The sequence below is a fragment of the Microbispora corallina genome (assembly GCF_016863035.1).
GTDB classification, from domain to species: domain Bacteria; phylum Actinomycetota; class Actinomycetes; order Streptosporangiales; family Streptosporangiaceae; genus Microbispora; species Microbispora corallina.
In genome coordinates, this window is sequence record NZ_BOOC01000013.1 from 186,117 (window position 1) to 199,373 (window position 13,257).

At 71.5% G+C, this 13,257-nt stretch carries 13 protein-coding genes; 4 read left to right on the plus strand and 9 right to left on the minus strand.

What is annotated here, in order from left to right; genetic code table 11:
- Positions 1 to 13 precede the first annotated feature (13 nt).
- On the minus strand, positions 14 to 598 hold the full coding sequence (locus tag Mco01_RS16300; protein WP_204057727.1) for an HD domain-containing protein: 585 nt from the start codon (positions 596 to 598) through the stop codon (positions 14 to 16).
- A 96-nt stretch (positions 599 to 694) separates the two neighbouring features.
- Here Mco01_RS16300 and Mco01_RS16305 point away from each other — a divergent pair, with 96 nt between their 5' ends.
- A complete protein-coding gene (locus Mco01_RS16305; protein ID WP_204057728.1) occupies positions 695 to 1,315 on the plus strand; it encodes a cysteine hydrolase family protein in 621 nt (206 codons plus the stop codon).
- 65 nt (positions 1,316 to 1,380) lie between these two features.
- The gene (locus tag Mco01_RS16310) at positions 1,381 to 3,051 is read left to right on the plus strand and encodes a heparinase II/III domain-containing protein (protein WP_239103648.1); all 1,671 of its coding nucleotides are present in this window, start codon (positions 1,381 to 1,383) and stop codon (positions 3,049 to 3,051) included.
- A gap of 7 nt (positions 3,052 to 3,058) precedes the next feature.
- On the opposite strand, the gene Mco01_RS16315 is transcribed toward Mco01_RS16310, so the two are convergent.
- From Mco01_RS16315 to cimA, 4 genes are all read right to left on the minus strand, one after another.
- Complete coding sequence (locus Mco01_RS16315) at positions 3,059 to 3,700, minus strand: DivIVA domain-containing protein (protein WP_204057729.1); 642 nt, start codon at positions 3,698 to 3,700, stop codon at positions 3,059 to 3,061.
- Positions 3,697 to 4,818, minus strand: coding sequence for a globin domain-containing protein (locus Mco01_RS16320; protein WP_204057730.1), 1,122 nt, complete (start codon positions 4,816 to 4,818; stop codon positions 3,697 to 3,699). The genes Mco01_RS16315 and Mco01_RS16320 overlap by 4 nt, the downstream gene beginning before the upstream one ends.
- On the minus strand, positions 4,819 to 5,202 hold the full coding sequence (locus Mco01_RS16325; protein WP_204057731.1) for a group I truncated hemoglobin: 384 nt from the start codon (positions 5,200 to 5,202) through the stop codon (positions 4,819 to 4,821).
- Between the two features lie 433 nt (positions 5,203 to 5,635).
- Entirely contained in the window at positions 5,636 to 7,210 is a 1,575-nt protein-coding gene (gene cimA / locus Mco01_RS16330) for a citramalate synthase (RefSeq protein WP_204057732.1), read from the minus strand.
- A 306-nt stretch (positions 7,211 to 7,516) separates the two neighbouring features.
- Between cimA and Mco01_RS16335 the strand changes: the two genes are divergently transcribed.
- Both Mco01_RS16335 and Mco01_RS16340 read left to right on the plus strand, forming a co-directional pair.
- Entirely contained in the window at positions 7,517 to 8,170 is a 654-nt protein-coding gene (locus tag Mco01_RS16335) for an O-methyltransferase (RefSeq protein ID WP_204057733.1), read from the plus strand.
- 95 nt (positions 8,171 to 8,265) lie between these two features.
- Positions 8,266 to 8,853 (plus strand): Uma2 family endonuclease, encoded by a 588-nt coding sequence (locus tag Mco01_RS16340; RefSeq protein ID WP_204057734.1) that lies wholly within the window; start codon positions 8,266 to 8,268, stop codon positions 8,851 to 8,853.
- A 3-nt stretch (positions 8,854 to 8,856) separates the two neighbouring features.
- Here Mco01_RS16340 and Mco01_RS16345 read toward each other — a convergent pair whose 3' ends face one another.
- From Mco01_RS16345 to Mco01_RS16360, 4 genes are all read right to left on the minus strand, one after another.
- Positions 8,857 to 9,720: a class I SAM-dependent methyltransferase gene (locus tag Mco01_RS16345; protein WP_204057735.1), complete on the minus strand. Its 864-nt coding sequence runs from the start codon at positions 9,718 to 9,720 to the stop codon at positions 8,857 to 8,859.
- 49 nt (positions 9,721 to 9,769) lie between these two features.
- The gene (locus tag Mco01_RS16350) at positions 9,770 to 10,861 is read right to left on the minus strand and encodes a branched-chain amino acid aminotransferase (RefSeq protein ID WP_204057736.1); all 1,092 of its coding nucleotides are present in this window, start codon (positions 10,859 to 10,861) and stop codon (positions 9,770 to 9,772) included.
- A gap of 145 nt (positions 10,862 to 11,006) precedes the next feature.
- Positions 11,007 to 12,053: a 3-isopropylmalate dehydrogenase gene (locus tag Mco01_RS16355; RefSeq protein ID WP_204057737.1), complete on the minus strand. Its 1,047-nt coding sequence runs from the start codon at positions 12,051 to 12,053 to the stop codon at positions 11,007 to 11,009.
- A 68-nt stretch (positions 12,054 to 12,121) separates the two neighbouring features.
- Complete coding sequence (locus Mco01_RS16360) at positions 12,122 to 13,057, minus strand: ROK family protein (RefSeq protein WP_372444855.1); 936 nt, start codon at positions 13,055 to 13,057, stop codon at positions 12,122 to 12,124.
- Between the last annotated feature and the right edge of the window lie 200 nt (positions 13,058 to 13,257).

Sequence of the window (13,257 nt, forward strand, 5' to 3'; positions counted from 1 at the left end):
AGGGCGCGGGGGCTCAGGACACGGCGTCGAGGGGGTTGGCGGCGATGCGGGACGCGATGCCGCCGATGACCGCCTCCGCCGCCGCGCTCGACGGCTTGCGCCGCGCCTCGTCCTCGAACGCGGCCAGGAACTCCGCGCCGAACCCGAGCCGGGGGTGGCGGGCCAGCACCTCGGCCCGCGCCTCCGGCGGGAACTCCTCCGGCCGCCGCCCGGAGACGTCCCAGCTCGTGGCGATCTGCAACAGGTGCGACTCCGCGTCGGCGGCCGGGGATACGTCGTCCCTCATGTGCAGCACGATGATCTCCTCGGCGCGGGCGGCCCGCTCCCGCGGCCAGCCGGCGGCGACCCCGAAGGCCCAGGCCACGTGGCCGCCCGCCTCCTCGAACGCCACCCGGTGGCCGTCTAACCCCTCGGTCAGCCCGATGTCGTGGAGCAGCGAGGACACGTAGTAGAGCTCGTCGTCGAACGCGATGCCGTGCGCCCGGCCGTACATGGCGCCCCAGAGGTACGAGCGGATGGAGTGGTTGAGCAGGGCGGGCGAGCAGAAGCGGGTGGCGACGGCCAGGGCGGCCGCGGCGGCGGGCGTCTCGGGGAACATGGGCTCCAGGCTGCCAGAGAGCCCGTCCCGGCACGAGCGGCCGTTTGCGGGAACCCCGCTCACAGCGCCGGGGACGGCCAGGCCAGTCTTGGGGGCATGAACCGAGCGCTGATCGTCATCGACGTCCAGAACGAGTACTTCACGGGGTCCCTGCCCATCGCGCATCCGCCGCGGGAGGAGAGCCTGGCCGCGATCCTGCGGGCCATGGACGCCGCCGGACGCAACGGCGTGCCCGTCGTGGTGGTGAGGCACACCGCCCCCGAGTCGTCCCCGCTGTTCGCCCGGGGCTCCCACGGGTGGGAGCTGCGCGGCGAGGTGGCAGGCCGGCGGTACCGGCACCTGGTGGACAAGGCGAAGGCGTCGGCCTTCCACGAGACCGGGCTGCGCGACCTGCTGGCCGGTCTCGGGGTCGACACGCTGGCCGTCGCGGGATACATGACGCAGAACTGCGACGAGTCCACCGCCCGCGACGCCTTCCACCTCGGGTTCGCCGTGGAGTTCCTGTCGGACGCGACCGGTACGGTGCCCCTGGCGAACGCCGCGGGGAGCCGTACGGCCGAGGAGGTCCACGAGAGCGTGCTGGTGGTCATGCAGTCGAACTTCGCGGCCGTCACGACGACGGACCGCTGGATCGAGGCCGTGGAGGCCCGCCTGCCGATCCCCCGCCCGAGCATCTGGGAGAGCACGGCCGTGGCGAGGGATACGCCTGCGACTTGACGAGATCACCGGGATTCGGACAGCATGTCCCGCCTCCACATCACGGTCGCTCGAAAGGAACCGGCGTGCGCGGCCGCACCCCTCTCCTCGGCCTGCTGGCCCTCCTGCTCCTCGGCGTGCTCGCGCCCCTGCCGGCGCGGGCGGCCTCCGGGGTGCTGCGCACGCCGGAGTGCCAGGGCGACTGGCTGCCGGCCACCCCCACGTCGCCGGACATCATGAACGGCAAGCTGTCGTTCCTCGACCTGCCGGCCGTGTCCATCGGCAAGCAGGTCGACTGGCGCATGGACCCGTACAAGAACCGGTCCTGGGAGATGATGTTCCAGTCGCTGCGGTGGGTGGGCCGCCTGGTGGCCGACTACGAGTCGACGGGCCGCGACGACTACCTGTCCCGGGCGACCGAGCTCGCCAGGGACTGGGTGGCGCGCAACCCGCCCGGCGGGCGCACCACCAGCCCGTACGCCTGGTCGGAGCACCCGATCGCGCTGCGCGCGCCCGCCCTGGTCTGCCTGAGCAGGCACGTTCCCGACCGCTGGCTGAAGGACAGCCTGGCCGTCCACGCGAAGATGCTGTCCGACCCGCGGCACTACGACGCCGGCCACAACCACGGCCTCGACCAGGACATCGGCCTGCTGCGGATCGGCTGCCGCTACCGGCAGAAGAGCTGGCAGCGGCTCGCGCTGACCCGCATGGCGCGCTCCGCGAAGCTCGACATCGACTCCGAGGGCTCGCTGCGGGAGCAGGCCCCGCGCTACGCCCTGTACGTCTACGACCGGCTCAGGGTGGCTGTCGACACGATCGGCGACTGCGGCCTCCCGGTCCCCGCCGACCTGGCCACCCGCTGGAAGCGGCTGCCCGAGCACATCAGCGCCGCCACCCAGCCCAACGGCTATCTCGTGCCGATCGGCGACGGGCCCGCCAACGTGCAGCCGGCCGGGTTCGCCCACGCCGACGCCACCGTCCAGGTGTTCAAGGCCGGGTACGTCTTCGGCCGCACGGCCTGGGGTGACCCCCAGTCGGCCTACTACTCGATCCGCTTCGGGCCGGGACAGAAGTTCCACGGCCACGAAGACCATCTGGGCGTCACCTACTACGCCCAGGGCCGGTCGATCCTCACCGAGGCGGGCTTCGTCTCCTACGAGGGCACGCCGTACCGGCGGTGGACGCAGTCGCCGGAGGCCCACAACGTGCCGATCGTGGCGGGGGCGAAGCTGCGCCCGCGCACCGCGACCGCCCTCACGCACCGCTCGATCGGCGAGGACCGGCAGTCGTTCACGCTGACCGACCGGGCGTACGGCGTCCGCCGCTCCCGATCGGTGCTGGTCAACCACCACGACGACGTGATGGCCGTGCTCGACACCGCGGAGCGGCCCATGCGCGACCTGTGGCACCTCGACCCCGCGCTGACGGTCGTCTCCTCCGGCAAGGGCAAGGTCGTGGTCGCCAACGGCTCGTGGCGGGCCTCGCTGGTCCAGCTGTCGCTGCCGTCGTGCAGGCCGGCGGGCGGGCAGAAGATCGTGCGCGGGCGGACAAGCCCCTACCAGGGGTGGGTCTCACCGGCGTACCTGCAGCGGGTGCCCGCCTCCGTCGTGGTCTCGCCCACGGCGAAGGCCCTGCTCACGATCGTCGTCCCGGGCACGGACGACCCCCGTGTGACGTGCTCCGGCCACACGGTGATCGTGCACGCCCCCGGCGGGCCGGTCACCCTGCGGACGACGTCCTCTGGGGGTCTGGCGTAGGCCGTCCTCAGCGCGGCGAGGAGCCGTTGAGGACCTGCCGGCCCTGGTCGGGGATGTGCCCGAGCTTGCCGACCTCCTGGGCCAGCCCCTCCAGCACCGAGCGCAGCTGCACCTGGGTGACCTCGGCGAACGTCCGCAGGTAGGCGATCCGCCGCTCCAGCTCCTCGGCCTCGGCGCTGTGCGCGCCCTCGCCGGAGCGGTAGGCGCCGACCGCCTGGTTGGCGGCCTCCTCGGCCTGCCGCTGCGCCTCCTGGAGGATCTCCTCGTACTGCTGGCGGGCCTGGCCCACGATCCGCCGGGCGTAGTCCTCCGCCTCCGCGATCTGGGCGTCGGCGGTCTGCTGCGCGCGGGACAGGATGTTGATCGCGTCGACGCTGAGACCCTGCTGGGGGACGGCCTGCTCCGGGTTGAGGCCGTGCTCCTTGTACCACTGCCTCATGCGCTCGATGTAGGCGCGCAGGTCGGCCTTCTCCTTGTCGCCGGCCGCGATGTCGTCCGCGATCCGGTACAGGAACGAGCGCACCTCGTCCTCGCTGTAGCCGCGGCGCCCGAGCGCGGTGCGCGAGAACTCCTGCTTGCGCACCCGATCCGGGGTGAGGGGCTGGCGGTCGCGCAGCGGGCGATCTCCCCAGGACGTCTCTGCCGTCATGACTCCCGACCTCTGTCGCTCGTGAACTCGTCGAAGTGGACCTGCTCGGGGGGCACGCCGGCGTCCAGCAGCCGCCCCACGGTGCCCTGAACCATCTCCTCCGAGCCGCAGACGAAGACCTGCTGGCCACGCCACGCCTGCAGTGCGACGTCCACCGCGTTGCCCCGGGTGCCGCGGTAGAACGGGTCGTGGGAGACGGCCGGGACGACATTCAGCCAGGGATGCTCGGCGGCCATCTTGGACAGCGCCTCGAGGTCGTAGAGCTCCCGGGAGTTCCGGGCGCCCACGACGAGGTCGACCCTGCGCGACGGCCCCTCGTACATCACCTGCTCCACCAGCGCCCGCAGCGGCGCGAGGCCCGTGCCCCCGGCGACGAGCAGCAGGTCGCCCGGGGTGTCGGCGGAGATCGTCAGCTTGTCGCCCACCGGCGCCCCCACCCGCAGGACGTCGCCGCGCCGCGCGCCCATGACCAGGGCGGCGCTCAGCACCCCGCCGTCGACCATGCGCACGTGGAAATCGACGGTGTTGTCCTGCCGGGGCGCGTTCGCAAAGGAGTAGAACCGCCAGATGCGCGGCCGCATCGAGTACGACAGCGAGGCCGACTGGCCGGGACGGTAGGGGTACTGGTAGTTCAGCCGGGCCCGGATCACCGCGATGCCCAGGGCGCGCGTCTCGTGGCTGATGATCTCGCCCTCCCACCAGGGCGGCGAGGTCTTGGCCGCGTCGTCGGCGGCGTCCGCCATCACCTGCGCCACCAGGCCGTACGCCTGGGCCCAGTCCTGGGCCAGGGCGGGCGTCCACCGGTCGGCGAGGAAGTGCTCCAGCGTGGCGAGCAGCGCCCTGCCGACCGCCGGGTAGTGCTCCGCCACGACGGCGAACTTGCGATGGTCCCGGCCCAGCTGCTGCAGGAACGGGACCAGCTCGTCGACCCGGTCGACGTTGCTGACGACGTGCCCGAGCGCGCTGACGAGCCGGTCGCGCTGGCGGGCCATCGACACCGGGAACAGGTCCCGCGTCTCCGGGTTGGCGAGGAACAGTGCCGAGTAGAAGTACAGCGGCACCTGGTCGCCGGACCGGGCGACCAGGTGCCAGCTGTCCTTCAGAGCCTGCGTGTCCACTCAGTCGGCCGTCTCTGCGGGCTCGGCGACGATGGACGACTCCACCTTGTTCAGGGTCAGCACCACGTGCTGCAGGATCTCGTCGCCCACCCCGGCCTCCCGCAGGACGGACAGCAGGTGCTCCCCGACCTTCGCGTAGTGCTCCGCGGTGATGCCCATGCCGCGGTGCGCCTCGGCCAGGTCGCGGCCCTCGTACGGCTCGGGGCCGCCGAGGACGGAGCACAGCAGCACCACCATGTGCCGCTTCAGCCTGGGCATGTCGACGCCGGCGAAGTAGGGCCTCAGATCGGCGTCGTCGAGGACGCGCACATAGAAGCCGTCGACGACGGTGCGGACGGCCGGCGCGCCGCCGACCTGCTCGTAGTAGGACAGCGAGGTTGTCACAGGGCCTCCAAATGGGCGTGCGTCGAGAGACCGGTTGACTGTGTTCGATGATTTATCGAACTCACCACGGTCATGACGCGGAACGTGCTGAACGGGCGCAGCCTGGCACCCGGGACGCTGGAATCAGGGCGCCCGCGAGTGGTGGGGATGAGTGATGGTCGTGTGCTTCCTGCCGTCACCCTCCGTCGCGACCAGAGCTCGGTACGCCGGGGCGGCCTCCGTGACCGACGGTCACGGTGGGGACACCGCCTCGGAGACTCCGCTTATCTAAGCAGCATTCGCACCATATGTCACAGCAACAACACGCCTTTTCACGATAAATCTGACTTGCGACCGTTCGCGGGTGTCCGGAACCGGCAGACGACCAGGGCCGGCCCCGCCTGCCGCGGCGGAGCCGGCCCTCTCCCCGGCCCGAGCCGGCCGGACTGCCCGATCAGACGCTGTGCCCGGCCCGCAGGAGGCCGTACGTGACGGCCTGCTCCAGGGCGTGCCAGGACGCCTCGATGATGTTCTCGTCGACGCCGACGGTGGCCCACTCGCCGGTGGCGTCGCTTGAGGTGATGAGGACGCGGGTGACGGCGTCGGTGCCGTGGGCGCCCTCGAGGATGCGGACCTTGAAGTCGATCAGCTCGACCTCGGCGAGCTCGGGGTAGAGCTTCTCCAGCGCGAGCCGCACGGCCTTGTCGAGGGCGTTGACCGGGCCGTTCCCCTCGCCCGTGGCGACGATCCGCTCCCCCTTGGCGTGCAGCTTCACCGTCGCCTCACTGACGACGTCCCCTCCGGGGCGGCGCTCGACGATCACCCGCCAGGACTCGACCGTGAAGTAGCGCGTGGGCTCCCCGCTGACCGTGCCGCGCAGCAGGAGCTCGAACGAGGCGTCGGCCGCCTCGAAGGTGTGGCCGCGGGACTCCAGCTCCTTGACCCGGTCGACGAGCTCGCGCGACTGCTCGGCGGTCAGCTCGTAGCCCAGCTCGCGGCCCTTGAGCTCGACCGACGCCCGGCCCGCCATGTCGGAGACCAGCATGCGCATGTCGTTGCCGACCTCGGCCGGGTCGATGTGCTGGTAGAGGTTCGGGTCCACCTTGATCGCCGAGGCGTGCAGGCCGGCCTTGTGCGCGAAGGCGGAGGTCCCGACGTACGGCTGGTGGGAGTTCGGCGTGACGTTGGTGACCTCGGTGATGGCGTGCGCGATACGGGTCATGTCGCGCAGCGACTGCGGCGGGACCAGGTCGAACCCCCGCTTGAGCTGCAGGTTGGCCACCACCGTGAACAGGTTGGCGTTGCCCGACCGCTCGCCGTACCCGTTGGCGCAGCCCTGGACGTGCGTGGCCCCCGCCGCGACGGCCGCGAGGGTGTTGGCCACCGCGCAGCCGGTGTCGTCGTGGCAGTGGATGCCGACGCGCGCGCCCGTGGAGACGGCCTCGTGGACGACGTCGGCCAGTTCGTCGGGGAGCATGCCCCCGTTGGTGTCGCACAGAGCGATCACCGACGCCCCGGCCTCGGCCGCCGTGCGCACGACCTCCAGCGCGTACGCCGGGTTGGACGCGTAGCCGTCGAAGAAGTGCTCGGCGTCGAGGAAGACGCGCCGGCCCTCCGCACTCAGGTGGGAGACGGTGTCGCGGATCATCGCGAGGTTCTCCTCCAGCGTCGTGCGGAGGGCCAGCTCCACGTGCCGGTCGTGGCTCTTGGCCACAAGGGTCACGATCGGCGCGCCGGAGTCGCGCAGGGCGGCCACCAATGGGTCGTCGGCGGCCTTCACACCGGCCCGGCGGGTCGCGCCGAACGCGGCGAGTTGCGCGTGCTTCAGGTCGAGCTCGGTCTGTGCCCGCCTGAAGAACTCCGTGTCCTTGGGGTTGGCGCCCGGCCATCCGCCCTCGATGAAGCCGACGCCGAGGCCGTCCAGGTGACGCGCGATGGCCAGCTTGTCGGCCACCGTGAGGTTCAGCCCCTCCTGCTGCGCCCCGTCGCGGAGCGTCGTGTCGTACACATGGAAGCCGTCGTCGGCCATCGTGTCTCCTTCGCGGATGTCATCTCGCCGCGCGCGCTCACCGGTTCACCGGCCCAAACAAAAAGACCCCTCACGGACGTGAGAGGTCTGCGCGCCGGCGTTGTCCTTTTTCAGCCGGCGCGCCTGCCGATAATGAGCAGACCGTAGCGCATGGTGTCTTGGAGTCTGCCACACGCCTTCACCATCTGGCACGTCGATCTCATACTACGAGACGACTGAGGGTGTTCCCGCAGCTCAGAGCGCTTCCCCCGGGGCAGGAAACGGGACGTCCCCGCACGCCCGCCCGCGCCGTCCTAAGGTGATGCCATGAAGGCTGCCTCCTACATCTCCCCCGCCGTCGCCGAGTACGCCGCCGCCCACACCACGCCGCCCGACGACCTGCTGCTCAGCCTCGCGGACGAGACCCGCCGGCTCGCCGGCGACCGCTTCAGCATGCAGATCGCGCCGGAGCAGGGCACGCTGCTCACGATGCTCGTCCGGCTGACCGGCGCCCGCCGCGCCGTCGAGGTGGGGACCTTCACCGGCTACTCCTCGATCTGCATCGCCCGCGGGCTGCCCGAGGACGGCCGGCTGCTCGCCTGCGACGTGAGCGAGGAGTGGACCTCGGTCGCCCGGCGCTACTGGGACAAGGCCGGCGTCGCCGGGAAGATCGAGCTTCGCCTCGGCCCGGCGGCGGACACCCTCCGCGCCCTCCCCCGCGAGGAGCTGTTCGACTTCGCCTTCATCGACGCCGACAAGTCCGGCTACCCGGTCTACTACGAGGAGGTCCTCGTACGGCTGGCCCCCGGCGGCCTCATCGCCGTCGACAACACCCTCCAGCACGGCGAGATCACCGACCCCTCCGCCGGCGGCAACGTGCCCGGCATGCGTGCCTTCAACGACCTCGTGGCCGCCGACGACCGGGTGACCGGCGCCCTGCTCTCGGTCGCCGACGGCCTCACCCTCGTCCGGAAGAACTGACTTTCGAATCCTCCGCCGGGGCGGCCCGGTTTGCGATTACATTACGTGTCGCGCCGATCACGTTACGACCGCCCCCCGGAGGAGATGATGAGTGCATGGCCAAGGTTCTGGACCGGCACGAGACGCCCGCCGAGATCAAATCGGCCGAGCTGCTGCGGCGGTATCGGGAGGTGTGCGATCTCCTGCCCGATGCGCGGGTGGAGGTCATCGACGGCCGGATCGTGGTGAGGGAGGTGCCGACCGGCGAGCACAACGACGTGGTATCTCGTCTGATCCTGCAGCTGGCCGCCCTGGTGGCGAGCCGCGGATGGAGTGTGTGGACCAACATCAAACTCTTCCTGGGGCCGCAGGTCGACCGGTACATCCCCGACCTCACGATCGTCCCGAAGGACCGCCGCATGTGGGGAGAGGACGAGGTCTACGGCGCGAGCACACTCCTGGTGGTCGAGGTCGTCTCGAAGAGCAGCGTGCGGGACGACCACGTGGTCAAGCCTGAGAGTTGTGCGATCGCGGGCGTGCCGCTCTTCCTCGTCATCGACACGTTCACGGCCACCGCCCGCCTCCTGTCCCAACCGGACGGTGGCACCTACCGGACGGAGGTCGAGGTGGCATTGGGCGACCCGCTGGGACTCCCGAGCCCGTGGGACCTCACGATCGACACCGGAGTTCTGGCCGGGCAGTGAGCGTCAGGGGAGGCGGCGGGCCACCCGGAGCTCGGCCAGGTACCGCTTGGTGATACGGCCGCCGTGACGGGTGTCGATCAGATGGGCGATGCACGCGAGCAGTCCCTCCCGCGCGGCCGGGTCGAGCGCCCGGTGCCCGGAGTACGTCAGGAGCAGGTCGAGGTACTCCGCGGTCGAGTACGACAGCTCCCACTCGTGCCGGCGGAAGACGGGCGGGCCGAACCGGCCCGAGCGCTCCAGTTCCCCGTCGTCGTCGTACGGGATCTCGGCGGCGGGCCGCAGGCGCAGCCCGGGAGGCGTGGCGGGGTCGAACCGCTCGTAGCAGTCCTGGACCCGGGCGAAGAAGTCCTCGGTGCCGCCGGCCACGTGATGGGTGACCACGGTCGCGAGGGCGCCGCCGGGCCGCAGCGCGTCGGCGCACCGGTCCATCCGCACGGCCGGGTCGATCCAGTGGAAGGCGGTCGCGCACACCACCAGGTCGAACGGCTCGTCCGGCGCCGGCCACTCCTCGAAGCGGGCCGTCACCACCTCGACCAGCGGGAAGGCGGCGAGGTTGCGCCGGGCCACCGACGCCATCCGGCTGCCCAGCTCGACCGCGACCACGGCGCAGCCGCGCTCGGCCAGTGGCAGCGTGGCCTGGCCCGTCCCGCACCCGATCTCCAGCACCCGGCTGCCCGGACCTGCCCCCGTCAGCGCGGCGAGGTCGTCGAACAGCGGCTCCGGATACCGGGGACGGGCACGGTCGTACAGGTCGGCCACCTGCGTGAAGGTCTCCCGCAGCCGTTCCCGCTCATCCCGTGACCGCTCGTCCCGTTCCCGCTCGTCCCGTTCTCGCTCGTCCTGCGACCGCGCGGCGTCGCGGGTCATCGGCGTCCTCCCCTCCGGTGGTCGGGTGCGGAAGGGTCCCCACCCGAGATCAGCAGATCTTGTGGATCCAGTCGTGGGTGTCGGGGCGGCTGCCGTACTGGATGCCGACGAGCTCTTCCCGGATGCGGTTGGTGACGGGACCGGGGGTGCCGTCGCCGACGGTCCAGGCGCGGTCGACGCCCTTGACGGAGCCGACGGGGGTCACGACGGCCGCGGTGCCGCAGGCGAACACCTCGGTCAGCTCGCCCGACTCGCAGCCCGCCTGCCACTCCTCGATCGAGATCTTGCCCTCCTCGACCTTGTAGCCGAGCTCTCCGGCCAGGCTGAGGATCGAGTCGCGGGTGATGCCGGGCAGCAGGGTGCCGGTGAGCGCGGGGGTGACAAGCCGGTCGCCGAAGACGAAGAACAGGTTCATCCCGCCCATCTCCTCGACCCAGCGGTGCTCGAACGCGTCCAGCCAGACGACCTGGTCGCAGCCCTCCTGGACGGCCTGGCGCTGGGCGACGAAGGCGGCCGCGTAGTTGCCGCCGCACTTGGCGAAGCCGGTCCCGCCGGGGGCGGCGCGGGTGTACTCGGTGGACAGCCAGACCGAGACCGGCTTGACGCCGCCGGTGAAGTACGACGCGGCGGGCGAGGCGATCACCATGTACTTGTACGTCCGCGAGGGGTGGTTCACCCCGAGCGCGACCTGCGTCGCGATCATGAACGGGCGCAGGTAGAGGCTGTGTCCCTCGGTGGTCGGCACCCACTCCCTGTCGGTCTGGACGAGCAGCTCCAGCGACTCGACGAAGGCGTCCTCGGGCAGCTCGGGCATGGCCATCCGCAGCGCCGACTGGTTGAACCGCGCCGCGTTCGCGTACGGCCGGAAGGCGACGATCGAGCCGTTCGCCTGCCGGTACGCCTTGAGGCCCTCGAACAGCTCCTGGGCGTAGTGGAAGACGGCGGTCGCCGGGTCGAGGAGGAGCGGCGCGTACGGCTGGAGCCGGGCGTCGTGCCAGCCGGTGCCCTCGGTCCAGTCGATGGAGATCATGTGGTCGGTGAAGGTCTGCCCGAAGCCGGGGCTCGCCAGGGCCTGCTCCCGCTCGGCCGCGCTGCGGGTCTGCTGATTGAGCTGCACGTCGAACCTGAGGTGGGTGGTCATGGCGAGGATCCTTCTCTCTACGTCGTCATAGTCATTGTGCGACGGCGGGGCTAACGGAAAACTAGGGCATTCGGAAGGTATGAAAAAGCGCATGGCGGCCCGAACCGGGCCGCCATGCGCGTTGATCGGGGAGTAGCGGCCCGGATCAGCCGGCTACTCGGGCGGCGATGTCGTCGCCGATCTCACGGGTCGTCCGCGGCGTCCAGGCGGTCTGACGCTCCAGCAGGTCGTCGGCGACTGCCTGCTCCACCCGGCCCGCGGCCTCGGTCAGGCCGAGGTGGTCGAGGAGCATGGCGACCGACAGGATCGTGGCCGTCGGGTCGGCCTTGCCCTGGCCCGCGATGTCCGGCGCGCTGCCGTGGACGGGCTCGAACATGGAGGGGGCGGTGCGGGCCGGGTTGACGTTGCCGCTGGCCGCCAGCCCGATGCCGCCCGCGACGGCGGCGCCGAGGTCGGTGAGGATGTCGCCGAACAGGTTGTCGGTGACGATCACGTCGAACCGCGCCGGCTGGGTCACGAAGAACATCGAGGCGGCGTCGACGTGGCAGTAGTCGGTCTCCACCTCGGGGAACTCGAGGCTGAGCCGGTCGACCGTGCGGGCCCACAGGTCGCCCGCGTAGGTCAGCACGTTTGTCTTGTGGACGAGGGTCAGCTTGCGGCGCGGCCGGGACAGCGCCTTCTCGAACGCGTACCGCACGACACGCTCGACGCCGTACGCCGTGTTGAGGGACTCCTGGGTGGCGATCTCGTGCGGGGTGCCGCGGCGCAAGACGCCGCCGGCCCCGGCATACGGGCCCTCGGTGCCCTCGCGGACGACGACCATGTCGATGTCCTCGGGACCGGCCTCCCCCAGCGGCGTGGCCACGCCGGGGAAGAGCTTGACCGGGCGGAGATTCACGTAGTGGTCGAGCTCGAAGCGGAGCCGGAGCAGCAGGTCGCGCTCCAGGACGCCCGGCGGGACGCTGGGGTCGCCGACCGCGCCGAGGAGGATGGCGTCGTAACCGCGCAGCTCGTCCAGCACGGCGTCGGGCAGGGTCTCCCCGCTCGCGTGGTAGCGTCGCGCTCCGAGGTCGTACTCGCTGGTCTCGGCCTTGACGCCCACGGCGTTCAGCACCTTGAGGCCCTCGGCGACGACCTCGGTGCCGATCCCGTCACCGGGGATGACGGCCAGACGGATGTTGCTCGACTCCATGCGATTACCTTACCGGGTGTCTCGGAGCTTGAACACCAGTCTCACTATTCGGGCCTATCGGCCGCGTCTCAGCGCGCCGGGCCGGCGACCGCCCGTTCGAAGACCAGGTCGCGGGCCGTGGCCAGGCCCACGGCGAGCGCCCCGAGCAGGACGGCGTCGGGGCCGAGCGTGGACACCTCGATCCGCGGGGGCCGCAACGCCACCAGCGACTCCAGCCGTTCGGACACCGGCCGGATCAACAGGTCGCCGGCCTGCGCGCCGATCCCTCCACCGAGCACGACGAGCTCGGGGTCGAGGACCGCGATGACCCCGGCGAGGGCGTGGGCCACGTGGTCGGCCTCGGCCGCGACGGCCTTGAGCGCCGCCTCGTTGCCCGCGCGGGCCGCCTCGAACACGTCCTTGGCCGTGCCCGTGGACAGCCCGAGCCGCTCGGCGATGGCCACCACGCCGCCGGCGGAGGCGACCGACTCGAACATGCCCCGGCCGAGGTCGACCAGCGGGTCACCCTCTCCCACCGGCAGATAGGAGATCTCCCCGGCCGCACCCTGGGACCCCCGGTAGAGCTTGCCGTCGATGACCACGCCCATGCCGATGCCGGTCCCGATCGAGACGAACACGAAGTGGGACACGCCCTCGCCGAGGCCGTACGCCCCCTCGCCCACGGCGGCCAGGTCGACGTCGTTCTCCAGCACGTACGGCGACTCGGTGACGACGGCGAGCCGCTCGACGGCGCCGGGCCGCTCCCACCCCGGCAGGTTGGGGGCGAGCCGCAGCGCCCCCGTCTCCTTGTCGTGGATCCCCGGCGTGCCGAACACGGCCACGGTGACGTCGCCGGGCGCGAGCCCGGCCCCGGCGGTGAGGCCGGCGACCATCCGGGAGAGCTGGTCGAGCAGGCCGTCGAGGGACTCGGCCCGGGACGGCTCCTCGGCGCGGGCGGCGATCTCGCCGACCAGGTCGGCCAGCGCGAGCCGGACGTAGGCCCGGCCGACGTCGACCGCCAGCACCCAGCCGGCCTCCGGACGGATCTCGTAGAGCAGCGCCGCCCGGCCGGCGTTGCCGGTGCGCAGCCCCACGGGCCGTACGAGTCTGGCACGCTCCAGATCCGCAAGGGCGACCGAGATCGTGGGCTTCGACAGGCCGGTCGCCTGGGCGAGCTCGGGCCGGGAGACCTTCCCCAAACGGAAGATCTCCGCGAAAACCGCCC